Source organism: Cupriavidus sp. H18C2 (genome assembly GCF_049393795.1).
GTDB lineage: Bacteria > Pseudomonadota > Gammaproteobacteria > Burkholderiales > Burkholderiaceae > Cupriavidus > Cupriavidus pauculus_C.
On the sequence record NZ_CP186011.1, the window covers coordinates 927,865 to 945,099 of the forward strand.

Here is a 17,235-nt window from a genome sequence, read left to right on the forward strand (position 1 = left end):
GATTGCGGAGATACGGGGAGATATTCGCGCCAGTCGGGCAGATCGGGGGCAGAACCGGCCAGAAACCGACCGATGCGCCCCATTCCGGCCGCTACGGCCTACTGCGTCACCACCGCAATCGCCGGCGCGTTCTGCCAGCCGCCACCCAGCGCCAGGAACAGGTTGATCTGGTCCATCGCCACCTGGGCGTCGGACGCGGCCAGCGCGGCGTCGGTGTTGGCCAGCGTGCGGTCGGCGTCCAGGCTCTGCAGGTACGGCGAGCGGCCGGCCTGCCACAGCATGCGGTTCTGGCGCGCGGCCTCGTCGGCCTTGTCGCGGGCGGCGCGCAGCGATGCGTTGCGCTCCAGCTCGTGGGTGTAGGCCGACAGCGCGCCCTGCGTCTCGCGCAGCGCCTTGAGCACCACGCCGTCGAAATGGGCAAGCGCCCCTTCCGCGCCAAACTCCATGTTGTGGATGCGCGCGCGCGTGCCGCTGGTTGGAATCGTCCACGAAATCGCCGGGCCCCAGCCCCAGTGGGCCGTCGGCGCCTGGCCCAGGTGATCCAGGATGCCGGTGAAGCCCGCCGACGCGCCGATGCGGATCTGCGGGTACAGGTCGGCCGTCGCCACGCCGATCTTCGCGGTGGCCGATGCCAGCTCGCGCTCGGCCTGCCGCACGTCCGGGCGCCGCTTGAGCAGTGCCGTGCCGTCGCCCACGGGCAGCGGCTGCTTCAGCGCGGGCACGTGCTCGCAGGCCACGCTCTTGACGTCCAGCGCCATCGGCGGCTTGCCCAGCATCACGGCCAGCCGGTAGGCCGCGCCCTCCTGCTCGGCGCGATACCGGGGCAGCACGGCGCGCAGCGTGTCGGCCTGGGCCTGGGCGCGCAGCAGGTCGGTCGGCTGGCCGCGCCCGGCGTCGACCAGCTTCTGCGCCAGCTTCACGCTGCGTTCCTGCAGATCGAGCTGATGCTGGGCCACGTGCAACTCGTGCGTGGCCGTGCAGCCCTGCACGTAGGCGCGCACGGTTTCGGCCACCACGCCCACGCGCGCCTGGTCCAGCGCGGCATGGCTGGCCTGCGCGGCCGCCAGCGCGGCCTCGTCGGCGCGCTTGAGCTTGCCCCAGAAGTCGATCAGGTACGACACCTCGAAGCCGATGTCGCCGAAGTTCATCGCCGGGATCTTCTCCTCGTGCAGCAGCGGCTCGCCGGCAATCTGGCCGCGCTCGACACTGGCGCGGAACTTCGCTTCGGGCAGGTTCTCGGCTTCCACCTCGTGGTAGACGGCGATCGACCGCTTCAGGTTGGCCGCCGCCACACGCAGGTCCGTGTTGGCGACCAGCGCCTGCTGCACGAGTTCGTCGATGCGGGGGTCGTCGTAGAGGCGCCACCAGTCGTTGGGCACGTCGGCAATCGACACCGCGTCGCTGTCGGCATGGGCGAACGGGCCGTTGGCCGCGGCCGACTTGACGGCCGCCGCGTCGGGCACCTTGTGGTCGGGGCCGACGGTCATGCAGGCGGCCAGCGCCAGCGGCATCATGGCCGCCAGCGTGGCACGGGCAAGGCGATTCACTGCAGCACTCCGGTTGCGGGCGCGCCCTTGCCGGCCAGCGCGACCTTGTCTTCAGCGGCATGGCGTGCCGCGGCCGGCGCGGCAGGCTTGTCGGCCGTCTGGCCGCCGTCCTTGACGGACACCGTCGCGGTGCGGCCCGCCACCAGGCGCACGTCCGCCGGCATCTGGTCGAAGTGGATGCGCACCGGCACGCGTTGCGCCAGCCGCACCCAGTTGAACGTCGGGTTCACGTTGGGCAGCAGGTTCGAGCCATTGGTGCGGTCGCGATCCTCGATACCGGCCGCGATGCTCTGCACATGGCCATGCAGCACGCGCTTCTCGCCCATGATGCGGATGTCCACCGGGCTGCCGATATGGATGCCGTGCAGCTTGGTTTCCTCGAAATAGCCTTCCACGTGGAACGACCGGGCGTCGACCATCGACAGCACCGGCTTGCCGGTCACCACGTAGTCGCCCAGGCGCGGCAGCCGGTCGTTGACGTAGCCTTCCACCGGGCTCAGCACCCTGGTGCGCGCCAGGTTCAGCTTCGCCACGCCGATGGCGGCATCGGCCTGCGCCAGCTGGGCCTCGCCCTGCTGCACCTTGGCCAGCCCTTCCTCGATGATTTCCTTGGACACCACCTCGGACAGCTTCTGGCTGCGCGATGCCTCGCGCCGCGCCTGGGCCAGATTGGCGCGCACGGCCGCCGCGGTGGCCTCGGCCTGGCGCAGCGCCAGCGCGTAGCGTTCGTGGTCGATCTCGAACAGCACGTCGCCGGCCTTCACATACTGGTTGTCCTTGACGGCGATGTGCGTGACCAGCCCCGAGACGTCGGGCGCCACCTGCACCACGTCGGCGCGGATATGCCCGTCACGGGTCCACGGGGCCACCGTGTAGTAGTCCCACAGGTGCTTGACGACAACCGCGCCAGCGGCGGTGACGGCCAGCGTCAGCACGACCGGCCCGAGCGAAGAGAGTCTGAGTTTCATGATTGCAGCGAAGGAACCAGCGCCACCACGCCACCGAGGACGATGGCGTACAGCGCCAGATTGAAGAGGGACCGATGCCAGACAAGCCGGTAGAACCCCACGCGCGACAGCACCGCGCGGGCCCCGCTCGTGATGACGAACGCGACGAGCATCCACACCAGCAGGCTGGGGATGAACACGCCATAGAGACTGATTTCACCGGGCATCATGCTTTTCCGGAAACGGTTGCCGGCACCGCCGGCGGAAACAGGGCCACCTGCATGTCGACCAGCGCGGCCAGCGCCACGGGCGACTGCACCTTCTGCCGGGCGTTGTCCAGCCGGGTGCGCAGCGCCGGCGGCGGCGCGTCGGCCGTGCCATCGAGCCGCGCCTTGTAGTAGCCGGCAATGCTGCGCAGCACGCGCCGCACCGCGTGGCGGGCATCGTCGGGCATGGCCGGCATCTCGCGTTGCAGCGCCAGCGCGGTCAGTTCCACGCGCACCTCGCTGAAGCCGTCGGACGACACCTCGCTGGCGCTGGCGGCCAGCCGCGGCACCAGTTGCGCCAAGCGGTCGAGCATCCGGGCGCGCAGCCGCGTATGCGAGCCGGGGTCGCTGCCCAGCGCGTTCTCGGCGATGTCGCTCCACCCCGCCCGCACCAGCCGGCGCGTGGCGGCGCGGGTGCCGAACGGCCGCACCACCAGCGTCCACGCCAGCGCGAACGCGATGCCGGCGATGCCCGCCACATTGCTGTTCAGGAACGACTGGAAGTTGGCGCTGTAGGCGCCCTGGATGCCGATGTCGTTGGCGGTGACCACGGCCAGCGGCATGCCGATCATCGCCAGGCGCGGCTGCGCCACGAGTAGGCCGATGATCAGGTACGGCACCGCAAACATCAGCACCAGCATCTCGAAGTCGTGCGCCACCGGCAGCACCGCGAACAGCATCACCAGCGAGATCAGCAGGCAGACCAGGTTCCAGTTGAAGAACGACTGGATCATCGGCGCCGGTTCGTCCAGCGCGGCAAAGAAGCAGCACGAGATGGCGCCCAGCGCCACGGCACCGGCGCCATCGGCCCAGCCCGTGTGGATCCAGACCATGCCCATCGCGTAGATCGCCAGCGCCACGGTGACCACCGAGAACAGCAGCATGCCGTGGTCGTAGTGGCGCGCGCGGCCCACTTCCCAGCGCAGGAATTCGGGCACCCACTGGCCCACGATGTGCTTGTCGCCCAGGCGGCGGCACAGCGTCACGCAGTCGTGCCAGAGCGCCAGCATCTGCTGCAGCCGGTCTTCGGCGGCGGCAACCAGCGCCGCGTCCCAGCCCGGCTGGAGCGGCGTGGGCGACAGAACCGGCCGCGCACCATCGGCCGCGCCGGCCTGGATCCAGTCGCGCACGGCCCGCATCTGCGCGGCCAGCGGCGCCGGCACGCCACCGGCGGCCTGCAGCGATTCGACGATCGTGGCCAGCGACGACAGCACCGGCAGCAGCATCGTCATGCGGCCGCGCAGTTCGCGGGCGGCACGCACCCGTGCGGCGCTTTCGGCGTCGTAGCCAAGCTGGCTGATCAGTTGGTCTAGGGCAAGGATGTCGGCCGCCAAGCGGTGGCGGCTGTGGTGGCGCGACACGGCCGCGCCGGGCGTCGGCGACAGCATGTCCCCGGCCCACAGCGCCGCGTCGGCCATCCACTGGCGCGACTTGTCGCGCAGCACGTTGGCGACGCTGGCCGGAAACACCACCGCACCCACCACGGCCGCGCACAGGATGCCCAGGCAGATTTCCTCGGCACGGGCCACGGCAAGGTCGAACACGGCGCCGGGGTTGTCCACGGAAGGCAGCGCGATCAGCGGCAGCGTGTAGGCGGCCAGCATGAAGACGTAGCTGCGCGGCGTGCGGTGCATCAGCGCCACATACAGCAGGCAGGCCACCCAGACGGCCACGGCGGCCATCAGCAGCGGCGGCGAGTTCACCAGCGGCGGCACCATGGCCACGCCGGCGGCGGCGCCGATCAGCGTGCCCAGCACGCGGTACAGCGCCTTGGAGCGCGTGGCGCCGGTGAGCGGATGGGCGACGATGTAGACCGACCCCATCGCCCAGTACGGACGCGGCAGCCCCAGATACATCGCGATCCAGAGCGCCAGCATGGCGGCGGCGAACGCCTTGAAGGAAAAGACCCAGTCCCGGGCCGACGGCCAGCTCATCATGGCGGTCAGGACTCCTGCTTGCCGCCCGCCGATGCGGCCGCGCGCGACAGTGCATCGAGCACGCGCAGCGCGGCGGCCATGTCGGCCTCGCTGATCTCGGCGAACACTTCGGCCCGCAACTGCTTGAGTTCCACCTCGATGCACTCGGCCATGCGCTCGCCGGACTCGGTCAGAGACAGCACGTTGGCGCGCCGGTCGCTAGGGTCCACCTCGCGGCGCACCAGGCCGGCCGCGCAGAGCTGGTCCACCAGCCGCACCAGCGTGGCACCTTCCACGCCCACGTAGTCGGCCAGGGTCACCTGGCGCACGCCGCCGCCGAGGCGACGGATAAACAGCAAGGGGGCGGCCGCCGCGGCGGATATGCCGTGGGCGGTCACTGCGGCTTGGCTGATCTGTCGCCATTGGCGCCCGGACAGCATGAGCTGGCCGGTGAAGGCGAAACGGAGGGCGTCTATCGGAGGCATGGGCCGAATGATAGACGTGAATTAATTAGGATGCAAATGATTTCTTTGCGAATTGTTTCACGTACACCATCCGCCACATTGAGACAGCAGGTCAGCCAGATGTGCTGGAAACGACAGGCGGCGCGGCGGTGCGCAGGTTTGTCAGCATGTCGTCGACCATCTCGGCCAGGCCGAATTGCGGCTGCCAGCCCCAGTCCCGCCGGGCGGCGCTGTCGTCGATGGAATCGGGCCAGCCCTGCGCGATGGCCTGGCGGTAGTCCGGCGCGTAGCGGACCTCGAAGCCGGGCACGCGCTGGCGGATCGCGTCGGCAATCTCCTGCGGCGTAAAGCTCATGCCGGCGAGGTTGTAGCTGCCGCGCTCGCGCACGGCGTCGCGCGGCGCCTCCATCAGTTCCAGCGTGGCGCGGATGGCGTCGGGCATGTACATCATCGGCAGCCGTTCGCCGGCGTTCAGAAAGCAGGTGTAGGGCTCGCCGCGCACCGCGTAGTGAAAGATGTCGACGGCATAGTCCGTGGTGCCGCCGCCGGGCGGCGTCTTGTGCGAGATCAGGCCCGGGTAGCGCACGCTGCGCACATCCACGCCATGATTCTCGAAGTACCAGCGGCACCAGCCCTCCCCGGCCTGCTTGGAAATGCCGTAGACCGTGGTCGGCTCCATGACGGTCTTCTGCGGCGTGTCCACGCGCGGCGTGGTGGGGCCGAACGCGGCGATCGAGCTGGGCCAGAACACGCGCGTGATGCCGTGATGCCGGGCAGCCTCCAGCACGTTGAGCAGGCCGGTCATGTTCAGGTTCCAGGCCCACTGCGGCGCCTTCTCGCCGGTAGCGGACAGCGCGGCGGCCAGCAGGTAGATCTGGTTGATGCCGTGCCGCTCGATCACCGTCGCCAGCTCGCCGCGGTCGGTCACGTTGAGCATTTCATGGGCGATGTGGACATGGCGGCCGGTGGGCACCACGTCGGACGTCACCACCTGCCCGCGGCCGTAGCGCTCGGCCAGCGCCAGGGCCAGTTCGGAACCCAGTTGCCCGTTGGCGCCGATGATCAGGATCTTCGGCACGGGGGATTCGCCGGCGTTGATCATCGGATCAGCCCCAGCTCGCGGCCGGCCTGCGCAAAGGCGTCCAGCGCGGTTTGCAGCGTGGCCTCGTCGTGGATCGCGCTCATCTGCACGCGGATCCGCGCCTGCCCCTTCGGCACCACGGGATAGAAGAAGCCCACGACGTAGACGCCCAGCGCCAGCAGCCGGTCGGCCAGTTGCTGCGCTTTCTCGGCGTCGTACACCATGATCGGCACGATCGGATGGTCGCCGGGCTTGATGTCGAAGCCCAGCCGCACGATGCCTTCGCGGAAGAACCGCGTGTTCTGTTCGAGCTTGTCGCGCAATGCGGTGCTGGCTTCGAGCAGGTCCAGCACCTCGATGCTGGCCCCCACGATCACCGGCGCAACCGTGTTCGAGAACAGGTAGGGACGCGAGCGCTGGCGCAGCAGTTCGATCACTTCCTTGCGGCCCGACGTGAAGCCGCCCGACGCCCCGCCCAGCGCCTTGCCCAGCGTGCCCGTGATGATGTCGATCTTGCCGAAGACGCCGCGCGCCTCGTGCGTGCCGCGCCCGCGCGGGCCCATGAAGCCCGTGGCATGGCATTCGTCGATGCCCAGCAGCGCGCCGTGTTCGTCGCAGATGGCGCGGATCTCGTCCAGCCGCGCCACGGTGCCGTCCATCGAGAACACGCCGTCGGTGAACACGAGCTTGTACCGCGCGCCGTCGGCGTCGGCCTGGCGCAACTGGGCGCGCAGGTCATCCAGGTCGTTGTGCTGGTAGCGATAGCGGCGCGCCTTGCTCAGGCGGATGCCGTCGATGATCGACGCATGGTTCAGCGCGTCGCTGATCACGGCGTCCTCGGCGCCCAGCAGCGTCTCGAACAGCCCGCCGTTGGCATCGAACGCCGAGCCGTAGAGGATGGTGTCCTCGGTGCCCAGAAAGCGCGCCAGGCGCCCTTCCAGCGTCTTGTGCAGGTCCTGCGTGCCGCAGATGAAGCGCACCGACGACATGCCGTAGCCGTGCGTGCGCAGCGTGGCATGGGCCGCTTCCAGCACCCTGGGATGCGACGACAGGCCCAGATAGTTGTTGGCGCAGAGGTTGATCACCTCGCGCCCGTCCGCGGTGCGCACGGTGGCGCCCTGCGGCGTGGCGATGATGCGCTCGCGCTTGTACAGCCCCGCGTCGCGGATGGCATCGAGCTCCGCGCGGAGCGATGCATAAAACGCCTCGGCACTCGACATGGCCAGACTCCCGGTGTAGTGTCTCGGATCGCTCGATTCGATAAATCGAACGTGTTCTATATAACGAACGTGTCGTGCACTATACCGAACACATGACGACTACGCAACCCTCTTCCGCCAAGTTGCCGGCCGCCCCCGACGGGCCGCCGGCCGTTGGCAGTGCGCTGCAGGCGCTGCGGCAAAGCCAGCAGTTGTCGCTGGACGACCTGTCGCGCCGCGCCGGTGTCTCCAAGTCTATGCTGTCGCAGATCGAACGGAACCTGGCCAATCCGACGGTGGCCGTGCTCTGGCGGCTGGCCAACGCGCTCGGCGTCAGCCTGGCGGACTTCCTGGCCCAGGGCCCGGGCGCCGCGCCGGCGCCGGCCATTGCCGTGGTGCAGGCGCACGCCATCCCCGCGCTGAAGAGCCCGGACGGGCGCTGCGAGCTGCGCATCCTCGGCCCGATCGACCTGGCGGGACGCTTTGAATGGTATGAATTGACGATCCAGCCAGGCGGGGTGCTGGCGTCGGAGCCCCACGAGGCCGGCACCCAGGAACACCTGTCGGTGCTCGGCGGCGCGATGACCGTACGGTCGGCCGGGGACGAAAGAAAGCTGAAGCATGGGGAAACCGCCCGCTACGGCGCGGACGTGGCCCATGCGATTGCCAATCCGGGCAAGAGCGTCGCCACCGCGCTGCTGGTGGTGGTCCACTCGGCCTGACGATCACATCTCGTCGATCGCGGTCGAGGCCGTGACCACGCCGGCGTCCCGCTCCAGTGAGAACCGGTCGCGCGTGGTCACGTAGAAGCTGGCGCCGAAGCGGCCCACCGGAAAGTAGTCCTGCAGCCGCACGCGCCAGCGCTCGGTGTCGATCAGGCCGTCACGCGCGTGCAGCCGCAGTACCCGGCCGATGAAGATCTGGCGGCTGTCGGTTTCCAGCGTCTCCCACAGCCGGCACTCGAACGCAACGGGCGCCTCGGCAATGCGCGGCGGCGCCACCTCGGTACACGGCGCAGCGGTCAGCCCCACGTGCGCCAGTTCGCTCATGTGCGGCGGCAGCCGCTCGCCGCAGCGGTGCATCTTCTCCGCCATCGCCTCGTCGCTCAGGTGCACCACGAACTCGCCGGTACGCACGATATTGGCCGCCGTGTCCTTGAGCGCGCCGTCGCCCAGCCGGTTGATGCTGATCATCACGATCGGCGGCTCCTCGCCCAGCATGTTGAACATTGAGAACGGGGCCGCGTTGGCGGTGCCGTCCGGGCCCAGCGTGGTGACCAGCGCAATCGGGCGCGGCACGATCAGGCTGGCCATGAGCTTGTAGCGCTGATATTCGGTGATCGCGCTGAAATCGATTTCCATGGGGTGTCCTCAGGGGTTGCGGCCGGGCTGCTGCGGCAGCCCCAGCATCTGCGCCAGGCTCTTTTCGCCCTGCATGCGCGACGTCTCGATGCGCTGTTCCAGTTCGCGCAGATGGGCTTCCATCAGCGCCACCGCACCGGCCGCGTCGCGGGACTCGATGCAGGCGACGATGGCCGCGTGCTCGTCGTGCTCGCATGGCGCGTGGCCCGGCGGCTCGTACAGGCCGACGATCAGCGAGCAGCGCGACACCAGTTCAGTCAGGTAGCGCTGCAGCACCGGGTTGCGCGCCAGCGCGGCAATGCGCAGGTGGAAGCCGCTGGCCAGCCGCGCCCACGACGGCTGGTCGAAGCGGTGCATCGCGTCGTGCTCGTCGGCCAGCTGGCGGCGCAGGTCGCGGATATCGTCGCGCGTGGCCCGCTCCACGGCCAGCTCCACCAGCACGCGCTCCATCGCGCGGCGGGCCTCGAAGATCTGGCTGGTCTCCTCGGGCGTGGGTTCGGCGATCACGGCGCCCTTGTTCGGCCGCAGCGCGACGATGCCGTCGTGCGCGAGCTTTTCCAGCACGCGCCGCACCACGGCCCGGCCCACGCCGAACAGGTTGCAGAGCTCGGGCTCCGGCAGCTTCGTGCCCGGTGTCAGGCGGTGGTTGAGCACCCCGTCGAAGATCGCCTGGTAGATGCGGCTGTCGGCATCGGCGGGCTCGGGGGTTTCCGGCGCGGCCTCGGCGGGGGCTTTCCTTGCGGCTTTGGTGGACATGACGTCGGTCAGGGAAACAATGGCCATGATGTTAGCGCGGTGTGCCAGCGGTCGCCGCCGGGCGGTCCATGGCGTCCCACGCCGCGCAGATCGCGCCCGGCGTGGTCATCCAGACGTCGCCCGTGGCACGGTGTGCGGCGATATGCGCCAGCGCGCGGCGCAGGTGGCGCAGGCGGTAGGGCTGGCCCACCAGGTACGGATGGAGCGCGATGCCCATCACCAGCGGCTGCGGGTGGCGCGCGTGGTTGGCCTGCGCCAGCATCTCGTCGAACTGGTCGACGATCATGTCGGCAAACGCGGCACCGTCGAGCTGCCGCGCGATGATCATCGGGATGTCGTTCAGCTCCTGCGGGTACGGGATCGACAGCAGCGTGCCGCCGTCGCGCGTCTGCATGCGCACGGGACGGTCGTCGTGCGCCCAGTTCAGCGTGTAGCGGTAGCCGGCCTCGGCCAACAGGTCCGGCGTGACCAGCGTCTCCGATATCCACGGCGACAGCCAGCCGCCGGGCGCCTGCCCGCAATGGGCCTGGATGCGGTCGCGGCAGTGGACGATCAGCGCGCGCTCGCCGGCTTCGTCGAACTCGCTCTGGCGGTGCGCGTTGGTATGGCCGTGGCCGATCAGCTCGTCGCCGCGCGCCAGGCACGCGTCCAGCACCTCGGGGCAATGGTCGTAGAGCGCCGTGTTCAGCAGCACGCCGGCCGGCATCTGCAGGTCGTCGAACAGGTCCAGGCAGCGCCACACGCCCACCCGGTTGCCGTATTCGCGCCAGCTGTAGTTGAGCACGTCCGGCTGCGGCGATACGGGCCCCAGGTTGGCGCCCAGCCCCTCGCCAAACGCGAAATGCTCGATGTTGAAGCCCAGGTAGACGGCCAGGCGCGCGCCGCCGGGCCAGCGCGCGTCGGCGGCGTCGGTGATCGGCCGGTACGGAAAGCGGCCGTGGTGGCGCAGCGGACCGAACGTCGGCGCGGCCGTGGCTTGCGCGGCGGCCAGCGGGCTCGGGTTGAAGGTCATGGACGGTTGCCTTTCTTCGGGTTGGTGCATCCGGCGCCGGGCCCCGCACTGGCTTCGTGCGTGATGCCCCGTTCCGGATCGTATGCATGGATGCACCCGAATCGTTCGCAATATCCGGACCATATCGTCAGCACGTTGGAAACTGGCGTGTCGCGGAAGCTGGCGTGGATTCGTCAACGCGGTGGCACGGCTCTTGCGAGCCACGGCCCGACATCCACCCATCCGGAGATCTGCCATGTTTCGTCCCCAACGCCGTGCATTGATCGCTGCCGCCGCGGCCGCCTGCGCGATGACCGCCCTGCCCGCGCACGCCGCCGACACCATCAAGATCGGCCTGATCACGGCGCTCTCCGGCCAGTCGGCCCGGGCCGGCGAATCGCTGACGCGCGGCATGACCATCGCCATCGACGAGATCAACGCCAAGGGCGGCCTGCTGGGCGGGCGCAAGCTGGAACTGGTGCGCCGCGACGACGAAGGCAACCCCGCCAAGGGCGTGCTGGCCGCGCGCGAGCTGATCTACAAGGAAAAGGTGGCCGTGCTGTTCGGCGGGCTGGACACGCCGGTCTCGATGGCCATCGTGCCCATCGCCAACCAGGAAAAGGTGCCGTTCATGGGCCCGTGGGCGGCCGGCACGCCAATCACGCACAACGGCGCCAATCCCAACTTCGCGTTCCGCGTGTCGGCCGTGGACGAGGTGGTCGACAAGGCCATGCTCCAGTACGCGCAGAAGGCGTTCAAGGCTACGCGGCCGGGCCTGATCCTGGTGAACAACCCGTGGGGCGAATCGAACGAGAAAGGCATCGTCGCCGCGATGGCCGCCAAGGGCGGCAAGCCGGTGGGCGTGGAGAAGTTCGAGGCCAACGACGTGGACCTGGTGCCGCAACTGGGCCGCCTCAAGGCCGCCGGCGCCGACGTGCTGCTGATGGTGGGCAATGTCGGGCCGTCCGCGCAGGTCGTGAAGTCGCTGGACCGCATGGGCTGGAAGGTGCCGGTAGTCTCGCACTGGGGGCCGGCCGGCGGCCGCTTCACCGAACTGGCCGGGCCCAACGCCCGGAACGTCCATTTCGTGCAGACGTACAGCTTCTTCGGCACGCCCACGCCGGTCAGCACGCGCGTGGTCAATGACCTGAAGGCCAAGTACAGCGACGTGAAGGGCCCGGACGACATCACGCCGGCCGTGGGCGTGGCCAACGCCTACGACGCCACGCAGCTCGCCGCGCTGGCCATCGCCAAGGCCGGCAGCACCAGGGGCGACGCCGTGCGCGAGGGCTTCTACAAGATCGACCGCTACGAGGGCCTGATCAAGACCTACGTGAAGCCGTTCTCGCCGCAGCAGCACGACGCGCTGACCGAGAACGACTACGTCTGGGCCCAGTTCATCGACAACCGCATCGTGCCGGTGAAGCAGTAACGCCGCCTCGCCCGCCTGCGGCGGGCGGCAGCACAACGACAGACAAGGACTCACCATGTTATGGATTTCCGCCCTCATCAGCGGGCTGGGCCTGGGCAGCATGTACGGGCTCATGGCGCTGGGGTTTCACATCACCTACGCGGTGTCGGCCACCGTCAACTTCGCGCAGGGCAGTTCGATGATGCTGGGCGCCGTGCTCACGTACACGTTCGCGCAGACGCTGGGCTGGCCCATGCCGCTGGCGGTGCTGTTGGCGCTGGCGCTGTGCGCGCTGTACGGGCTGGCCGTGGAATTCCTGGCCGTGCGGCCGTTTGCCAGCCGGGGGTCGAACGCGTGGCTGATGGCTACCGTGGCGCTGGGCATCGTGCTCGATAACGTGGTGATGCTCTGGTTCGGCACCGAGCCGCGCAGCCTGCCGTCGCCGCTGGCCACGCAGTCAGTGCAGCTGGGCAGCGCCGGCGTGGGCGTGTATCCGCTGCAACTGGTGATTCCGGTGGTCGGCCTGGCGCTGGCCGCGCTGCTGCACTGGGTGCTGCGCAAGTCCCGCTGGGGCGTGGCGATGCTGGCCGTGGTGCAGAACCGCGACGCCGCGCGCCTGATGGGCATCCCCATCCGCCGCACCATCGCCGGCGCGTTCGCACTGTCTACGCTGCTGGCCGGCATCGCCGGGGTGCTGATCGCGCCGTTGTTCAACGTGCAGGCCGACATGGGCACCGTGTTCGGGCTCAAGGCGTTTGCCGTGGCGATCCTGGGCGGGCTGTCCAGCGCCTGGGGCGTGATGGTGGCCGGGCTGATCTTCGGCGTGGCCGAGGCGCTGGTGACCGCGTCGCTGGGCTCCAGCTACACGCAGATCATCACGTTCGCGCTGGTGATCGCGCTGCTGGCTCTGCGCCCCGATGGGCTGTTCGGCCGTGCGGAGGTACGAAAGGTATGAGCAAGACAATGACGACCGCCCTGCCCGCCGCCGCGACCGGCGCGGCCCCGCTGGCGCCGGCCCCCTGGCTGGGCCTGGGCACGCCGCTGCAGATCGTGGCCATGGTGGCCGCGCTGCTGGCCGCCGCTGCGCTGACGCTGACGCTGAACGGCTACTTCGTGTTCGTGATTGCCGGCGTCGCCATGCTGGCGATCTGCGGCGTGGGCCTGAACCTGCTGCTGGGGCTGACCGGCCAGGTGTCGTTCGGCCACGTGGGCTTCTATGCGATTGGCGCCTACGCGGTGGCCATCCTGACCGGCCAGGCCGGCTGGAGCTTCTGGGCCGCCTGGCCCGTGGGCGCGCTGGTGGCCGCCCTGCTGGGCGCGCTGCTGGCGCTGCCCGCGCTGCGGGTCAAGGGGCCGGGCCTGGCGATGGTGACCATCGCGTTCGGCTTTATCGTCGAGCACGGTGCCGTGGAATGGCGCGCGCTGACCGGCGGGCAGAACGGCCTGATGGGCATCGCCCAGCCGTCGCTGCCCGGTGTCGATAGCGGCGAGCGCGCGCTGGCGCTGATCGCCATTGCCGTGCTGGGCGTGGCCGTGGCGGCGTATGCGCGGATCGCGCGCGGAAGCTGGGGCGCGGCCATGCGTGCCGTGCGCGACAGCGAGACCGCCGCGGCGTCGATCGGCGTGAACCCGCTGGTCGTCAAGACCGTCGGCTTTGCGTTCTCGGCGGCGCTGGCCGGCCTGGCCGGCGGGCTGTTTGCGCCGCTGCAGGGCATGGTCACGCCGGGCATGTTCTCGTTCCTGCAGTCGATCCTGTTCGTGCTCGTGGTGATGATCGGCGGCGCCGGCACCGTGGCGGGCCCGCTGGCCGGGGCCGTGATCGTCGGCCTGCTGCCCGAGATCCTGTCCAGCCTGGAAAACCTGCGGCTGCTCTGCTTTGGCGTGCTGCTGCTGGTGGTGCTGTGGGTGGCCCCCACCGGCATCGTCGGCGTGGTCACGGCGGCATTCCGCCGGCTGCATCCGGCCGCGCCAGCCAGCCACGCGCCGGTGGCCGGCGCCGCGCTGCCCATGCGTGAACCGGCGCAGCGGCGTGGGTTGTCGGCGCTGGGCCTGTCGATGGTGTTCGGCGGCGTGCGCGCCGTGGACGACCTGTCGTTCGACCTGCCGCCCGGCCAGGTGACGAGCCTGATCGGCCCGAATGGCGCGGGCAAGTCCACCGTGCTCAACATGCTGTCCGGCTACTACCGCCCGCGCGCCGGGGGCCGCCGGCTGGGCGCCGATGCGCTGCCCGCGCGCGGCGCCTGCCACAGCGCCCGGCACGGCATCTCGCGCACGTACCAGACCACGCAGCTTTTCACCGGCATGAGCGCGGCCGACAACGTCGCCATCGCGCTCACGCGCGGCAAGCTCGGCACGCTGCTCGGCATTGCCGGCTTCACGGCCCCCGCCGTGCGCGCCGAAGCCTGCGCGCTGCTGGCCGCGTGCGGCTACACCGGCCATCCCGATACCAGCGCGGCCGACCTTGCGCACGTGGATCGCCGGCTCGTGGAGATTGCCCGCGCGCTGGCCACGCGGCCGGCCGTGCTGCTGCTGGACGAACCGGCCGCCGGCCTGTCGCGCGAGGACAAAGCGATGCTCGGCCGCCTGCTGCGCCGGATTGCCGATAGCGGCGTGGCCGTGGGGCTGGTCGAGCACGACATGTCGCTGGTGATGGACGTGTCCGACAACATCGTCGTCATCGACGCCGGCCAGCATCTGGCACGCGGCACGCCCGATGCGGTGCGCGCCGATCCGGCCGTGCGGCGTGCCTACCTGGGCGAGGCGTCGGGCACGGTCACGCGCCGCCGTGCCCGCACCGGCACCGACGCCACGCCGCCCGAAGTGCTGGGCGTCAGCGCGCTGCGCGCCGGCTACGGCGCGGCACCCGTGCTGCACGACGTCGACCTGCAGGTGCGCGAAGGCGAAATGGTGGCGCTGCTGGGCGCCAACGGCGCCGGCAAGTCCACGCTGATGCGCGCGCTGTCGGGCCTGCACCGGCCGGTGCGCGGCGGCATCACGTTCGACGGCATCGACCTGGCCCGGCTCGACGCGGCCCGCATTGCCGAACTGGGCGTGGTGCTGGTGCCCGAAGGCCGCCAGGTGTTTCCGGAACTGTCGGTGCTCGACAACCTGCGGCTCGGCGCGTTTCCGTCCGGCCGCCTGCCGCGCGCCGAGATGACGCGCCGCATCGAATCGATGTTCGCGCGCTGGCCCCGGCTACGCGAGCGCCAGCACCAGCGCGCCGGCCTGCTGTCGGGCGGCGAGCAGCAGATGCTGGCCGTGGCGCGCGGGCTGATGTCGAACCCGAGCGTGCTGCTGCTGGACGAGCCGTCGCTGGGCCTGGCGCCGAAGGTCATCGACGAACTGTTTGCGTCGCTCGATACGCTGCGCGACGCGTCGATCACGATTCTGCTGGTCGACCAGATGGCCGCGCTGGCGCTGTCGCTGGCCGACCGCGCGTACGTGCTGGAAGAGGGCCGCGTGGTGGCCAGCGGCGATGCCGAGTCGCTGGCGCGTGACCCGGCGCTGGTGCAGGCGTACCTGGGCGGGCAACACGGATGAGCGCGCTGGCCACTTCCCGGACCGGCATGGTCACGAGCCCGCACCGGCTGGCGAGCGAGGCCGGGCTGGACATCCTGCGCGCGGGCGGCAACGCCATCGAGGCGGCCATTGCCGTCGGCGCCACGCTGGCCGTCACCTATCCCCACTTCACCGGCCTGGGCGGCGACGCGTTCTGGATTGTCGGCGACCGGCATGGCAACACGCGTGCGCTGTCCGGCATCGGGCAGGCCGCCGCCGCGCTGCCCGACTATGGCGATGCGATACCCACGCGCGGGCCGGCGTCGGCGCTGACCTCGGCGGCCACGGTCGACACCTGGGACCGCGCCTTCGCCATCAGCCGCGACCAATGGGGCGGGCGGCTGGGCTGGAGCCGGCTGTTCGAGCGCGCCATCGCGCTGGCCGAGGACGGCTTTCCGGTCACGCCGTCGCAGCGCTTCTGGCAGGCATTCCGCGCCGCCGAGCTGGCCGACTGGCCCGGCTTTGCCGACGTCTTCCTGCCCGATGGCCGCCTGCCCGCAGCCGGCGACCGCCTGCGGCAGCCGGCGCTGGCCCGCAGCCTGGAGCGCATCGCCCGCTTCGGCGCGCGCGAGTTCTACGAAGGCGAACTGGCCGCGCGCATCGCCGCGGGCCTGCAGGCGGCCGGATCGCCGCTCACCCGCGACGACCTGGCGCGCACCGCCGCGCGCGACGAGGCCCCGCAGCGCGTGCCCTATCGCGGCGGCGAGCTGCTGAGCCTGGCGCCGCCCACGCAGGGCGTGACCACGCTGCAGATCCTCGGCATCCTGGACCGGTTCGACGTCGCCGCCATCCCCGAAGGCAGCGCGGACTACTACCACCTGCTCGTGGAAGCCGTGAAACAGGCGTTTATCGAGCGCAACCGCCATGTGGCGGACCCCGAGTTCGCGGCCGTCCCGGTCGACGCCATGCTGGCCCCCGACCGGCTGGCCACGCTGGCCGCGCGGATCGATCCGCAACGCGCCCAGCCCTGGCCGCACGTCTACCAGCACGGCGACACCGTGTACCTGAGCGCGGTGGACGCCGAGGGCCGCTGCGTGAGCGTGCTGCAGACCGTGTACTTCGACTGGGGCAGCGGCGTGGTGGCCGGCGACACCGGCATCCTCTGGCACAACCGCGGCGCGGCGTTTTCTGCCGATCCCACCCATCACAACGCGATACAACCGCGCAAACGGCCGTTCCATACGCTCAATCCAGGCATGTACCTGCGCGACGGCAAACCCCGGCTGATGTATGGCACGCAGGGCGCCGACGGCCAGCCGCAGACGCTGGCGGCCGTGCTGACGCGGCTGATCGACTACGGGATGAACCCGCTGCAGGCGCTGGCGCGGCCGCGCTTCCTGCTGGGCCGCACGTTCTCGGACAGCCGCGACAGCCTGAAGATCGAGGCCGACGCGGGCGCCGATGTGATCGCGGCGCTGTCGACCCGCGGTCACGAAGTGAGCCCCATCGACGCGCAGAGCCCGCTGGCCGGCCATCCGGGCGCCATCGCGTTGTACGACGACGGCACGATCGCCGGCGCGCACGACCCACGCAGCGACGGCATCGCCATGGGGCTGTAAGGGGCATGGCACCCAGCGCCGCCGCGCTGGGGCATCATGCTGGAAAACCGGCACCGCCGCGCATGACGCAGGCATGACAGCCCTGCAACGTGTAGCGGTTTTGTATCGGACAGGAACCCGTGCAGGGGATGCCCGTCCAATGCCCATGACTGTCGACTCGCCATCACGATGCGATGCAG

At 70.3% G+C, this 17,235-nt stretch carries 15 protein-coding genes; 5 read left to right on the forward strand and 10 right to left on the reverse strand.

Going from position 1 to position 17,235, the window contains the following annotated elements:
- Nucleotides 1-98: 98 nt before the first annotated feature.
- From EPAKOI_RS20750 to kbl, 7 genes are all read right to left on the reverse strand, one after another.
- Nucleotides 99-1,547, reverse strand: coding sequence for an efflux transporter outer membrane subunit (locus tag EPAKOI_RS20750; protein WP_423194510.1), 1,449 nt, complete (start codon nucleotides 1,545-1,547; stop codon nucleotides 99-101).
- Nucleotides 1,544-2,515 carry an efflux RND transporter periplasmic adaptor subunit gene (locus EPAKOI_RS20755; RefSeq protein ID WP_423194511.1) on the reverse strand — a complete coding sequence of 324 codons (972 nt, stop codon included), beginning with the start codon at nucleotides 2,513-2,515 and terminating at the stop codon, nucleotides 1,544-1,546. The genes EPAKOI_RS20750 and EPAKOI_RS20755 overlap by 4 nt, the downstream gene beginning before the upstream one ends.
- On the reverse strand, nucleotides 2,512-2,721 hold the full coding sequence (locus EPAKOI_RS20760; protein WP_124686769.1) for a DUF1656 domain-containing protein: 210 nt from the start codon (nucleotides 2,719-2,721) through the stop codon (nucleotides 2,512-2,514). Before EPAKOI_RS20760 ends, EPAKOI_RS20755 begins: the two co-directional genes overlap by 4 nt.
- A complete protein-coding gene (locus EPAKOI_RS20765) occupies nucleotides 2,721-4,697 on the reverse strand; it encodes an FUSC family protein (protein ID WP_423194512.1) in 1,977 nt (658 codons plus the stop codon). Before EPAKOI_RS20765 ends, EPAKOI_RS20760 begins: the two co-directional genes overlap by 1 nt.
- 5 nt (nucleotides 4,698-4,702) lie before the next feature.
- The gene (locus EPAKOI_RS20770) at nucleotides 4,703-5,161 is read right to left on the reverse strand and encodes a MarR family winged helix-turn-helix transcriptional regulator (protein ID WP_124686416.1); all 459 of its coding nucleotides are present in this window, start codon (nucleotides 5,159-5,161) and stop codon (nucleotides 4,703-4,705) included.
- Between the two features lie 91 nt (nucleotides 5,162-5,252).
- Nucleotides 5,253-6,242, reverse strand: a complete 990-nt coding sequence (locus tag EPAKOI_RS20775) for an L-threonine 3-dehydrogenase (protein WP_423194513.1) — start codon at nucleotides 6,240-6,242, stop codon at nucleotides 5,253-5,255.
- Entirely contained in the window at nucleotides 6,239-7,441 is a 1,203-nt protein-coding gene (gene kbl, locus EPAKOI_RS20780; RefSeq protein WP_423194514.1) for a glycine C-acetyltransferase, read from the reverse strand. Before kbl ends, EPAKOI_RS20775 begins: the two co-directional genes overlap by 4 nt.
- 92 nt (nucleotides 7,442-7,533) lie before the next feature.
- On the opposite strand from kbl, the gene EPAKOI_RS20785 reads away from it, so the two are divergent.
- The gene (locus EPAKOI_RS20785; protein WP_423194515.1) at nucleotides 7,534-8,142 is read left to right on the forward strand and encodes a helix-turn-helix domain-containing protein; all 609 of its coding nucleotides are present in this window, start codon (nucleotides 7,534-7,536) and stop codon (nucleotides 8,140-8,142) included.
- A 3-nt stretch (nucleotides 8,143-8,145) separates the two neighbouring features.
- Here EPAKOI_RS20785 and EPAKOI_RS20790 read toward each other — a convergent pair whose 3' ends face one another.
- Genes EPAKOI_RS20790 through EPAKOI_RS20800 form a run of 3 tightly spaced genes read right to left on the reverse strand, consistent with a single transcriptional unit; the run spans nucleotide 8,146 to nucleotide 10,549 of the window.
- Complete coding sequence (locus tag EPAKOI_RS20790) at nucleotides 8,146-8,781, reverse strand: flavin reductase family protein (protein WP_423194516.1); 636 nt, start codon at nucleotides 8,779-8,781, stop codon at nucleotides 8,146-8,148.
- A 9-nt stretch (nucleotides 8,782-8,790) separates the two neighbouring features.
- Entirely contained in the window at nucleotides 8,791-9,537 is a 747-nt protein-coding gene (locus tag EPAKOI_RS20795) for a GntR family transcriptional regulator (RefSeq protein ID WP_423194550.1), read from the reverse strand.
- A 31-nt stretch (nucleotides 9,538-9,568) separates the two neighbouring features.
- Nucleotides 9,569-10,549: a polysaccharide deacetylase family protein gene (locus tag EPAKOI_RS20800; RefSeq protein ID WP_124686411.1), complete on the reverse strand. Its 981-nt coding sequence runs from the start codon at nucleotides 10,547-10,549 to the stop codon at nucleotides 9,569-9,571.
- 235 nt (nucleotides 10,550-10,784) lie between these two features.
- Here EPAKOI_RS20800 and EPAKOI_RS20805 point away from each other — a divergent pair, with 235 nt between their 5' ends.
- From EPAKOI_RS20805 to ggt, 4 genes are read left to right on the forward strand one after another with little or no spacing between them, the layout of a single operon-like run.
- Complete coding sequence (locus tag EPAKOI_RS20805) at nucleotides 10,785-11,960, forward strand: ABC transporter substrate-binding protein (protein WP_313835997.1); 1,176 nt, start codon at nucleotides 10,785-10,787, stop codon at nucleotides 11,958-11,960.
- 55 nt (nucleotides 11,961-12,015) lie between these two features.
- On the forward strand, nucleotides 12,016-12,894 hold the full coding sequence (locus EPAKOI_RS20810; RefSeq protein WP_124686409.1) for a branched-chain amino acid ABC transporter permease: 879 nt from the start codon (nucleotides 12,016-12,018) through the stop codon (nucleotides 12,892-12,894).
- Between the two features lie 8 nt (nucleotides 12,895-12,902).
- A complete protein-coding gene (locus EPAKOI_RS20815) occupies nucleotides 12,903-15,479 on the forward strand; it encodes an ATP-binding cassette domain-containing protein (RefSeq protein ID WP_423194517.1) in 2,577 nt (858 codons plus the stop codon).
- A complete protein-coding gene (gene ggt / locus EPAKOI_RS20820; protein ID WP_423194518.1) occupies nucleotides 15,476-17,056 on the forward strand; it encodes a gamma-glutamyltransferase in 1,581 nt (526 codons plus the stop codon). The genes EPAKOI_RS20815 and ggt overlap by 4 nt, the downstream gene beginning before the upstream one ends.
- The last annotated feature ends 179 nt before the right edge of the window (nucleotides 17,057-17,235 follow it).

Bases quoted from the DNA above. Each gene is read 5' to 3' on its own strand.
- EPAKOI_RS20755 (WP_423194511.1), bottom strand. From the start codon at position 2,515: ATGAAACTCAGACTCTCTTCGCTCGGGCCGGTCGTGCTGACGCTGGCC.
- EPAKOI_RS20760 (WP_124686769.1), bottom strand. From the start codon at position 2,721: ATGCCCGGTGAAATCAGTCTCTATGGCGTGTTCATCCCCAGCCTGCTG.
- EPAKOI_RS20765 (WP_423194512.1), bottom strand. From the start codon at position 4,697: ATGATGAGCTGGCCGTCGGCCCGGGACTGGGTCTTTTCCTTCAAGGCG.
- EPAKOI_RS20770 (WP_124686416.1), bottom strand. From the start codon at position 5,161: ATGCCTCCGATAGACGCCCTCCGTTTCGCCTTCACCGGCCAGCTCATG.
- EPAKOI_RS20775 (WP_423194513.1), bottom strand. From the start codon at position 6,242: ATGATCAACGCCGGCGAATCCCCCGTGCCGAAGATCCTGATCATCGGC.
- kbl (WP_423194514.1), bottom strand. From the start codon at position 7,441: ATGTCGAGTGCCGAGGCGTTTTATGCATCGCTCCGCGCGGAGCTCGAT.
- EPAKOI_RS20785 (WP_423194515.1), top strand. From the start codon at position 7,534: ATGACGACTACGCAACCCTCTTCCGCCAAGTTGCCGGCCGCCCCCGAC.
- EPAKOI_RS20790 (WP_423194516.1), bottom strand. From the start codon at position 8,781: ATGGAAATCGATTTCAGCGCGATCACCGAATATCAGCGCTACAAGCTC.
- EPAKOI_RS20795 (WP_423194550.1), bottom strand. From the start codon at position 9,537: ATGTCCACCAAAGCCGCAAGGAAAGCCCCCGCCGAGGCCGCGCCGGAA.
- EPAKOI_RS20800 (WP_124686411.1), bottom strand. From the start codon at position 10,549: ATGACCTTCAACCCGAGCCCGCTGGCCGCCGCGCAAGCCACGGCCGCG.
- EPAKOI_RS20805 (WP_313835997.1), top strand. From the start codon at position 10,785: ATGTTTCGTCCCCAACGCCGTGCATTGATCGCTGCCGCCGCGGCCGCC.
- EPAKOI_RS20810 (WP_124686409.1), top strand. From the start codon at position 12,016: ATGTTATGGATTTCCGCCCTCATCAGCGGGCTGGGCCTGGGCAGCATG.
- EPAKOI_RS20815 (WP_423194517.1), top strand. From the start codon at position 12,903: ATGACGACCGCCCTGCCCGCCGCCGCGACCGGCGCGGCCCCGCTGGCG.
- ggt (WP_423194518.1), top strand. From the start codon at position 15,476: ATGAGCGCGCTGGCCACTTCCCGGACCGGCATGGTCACGAGCCCGCAC.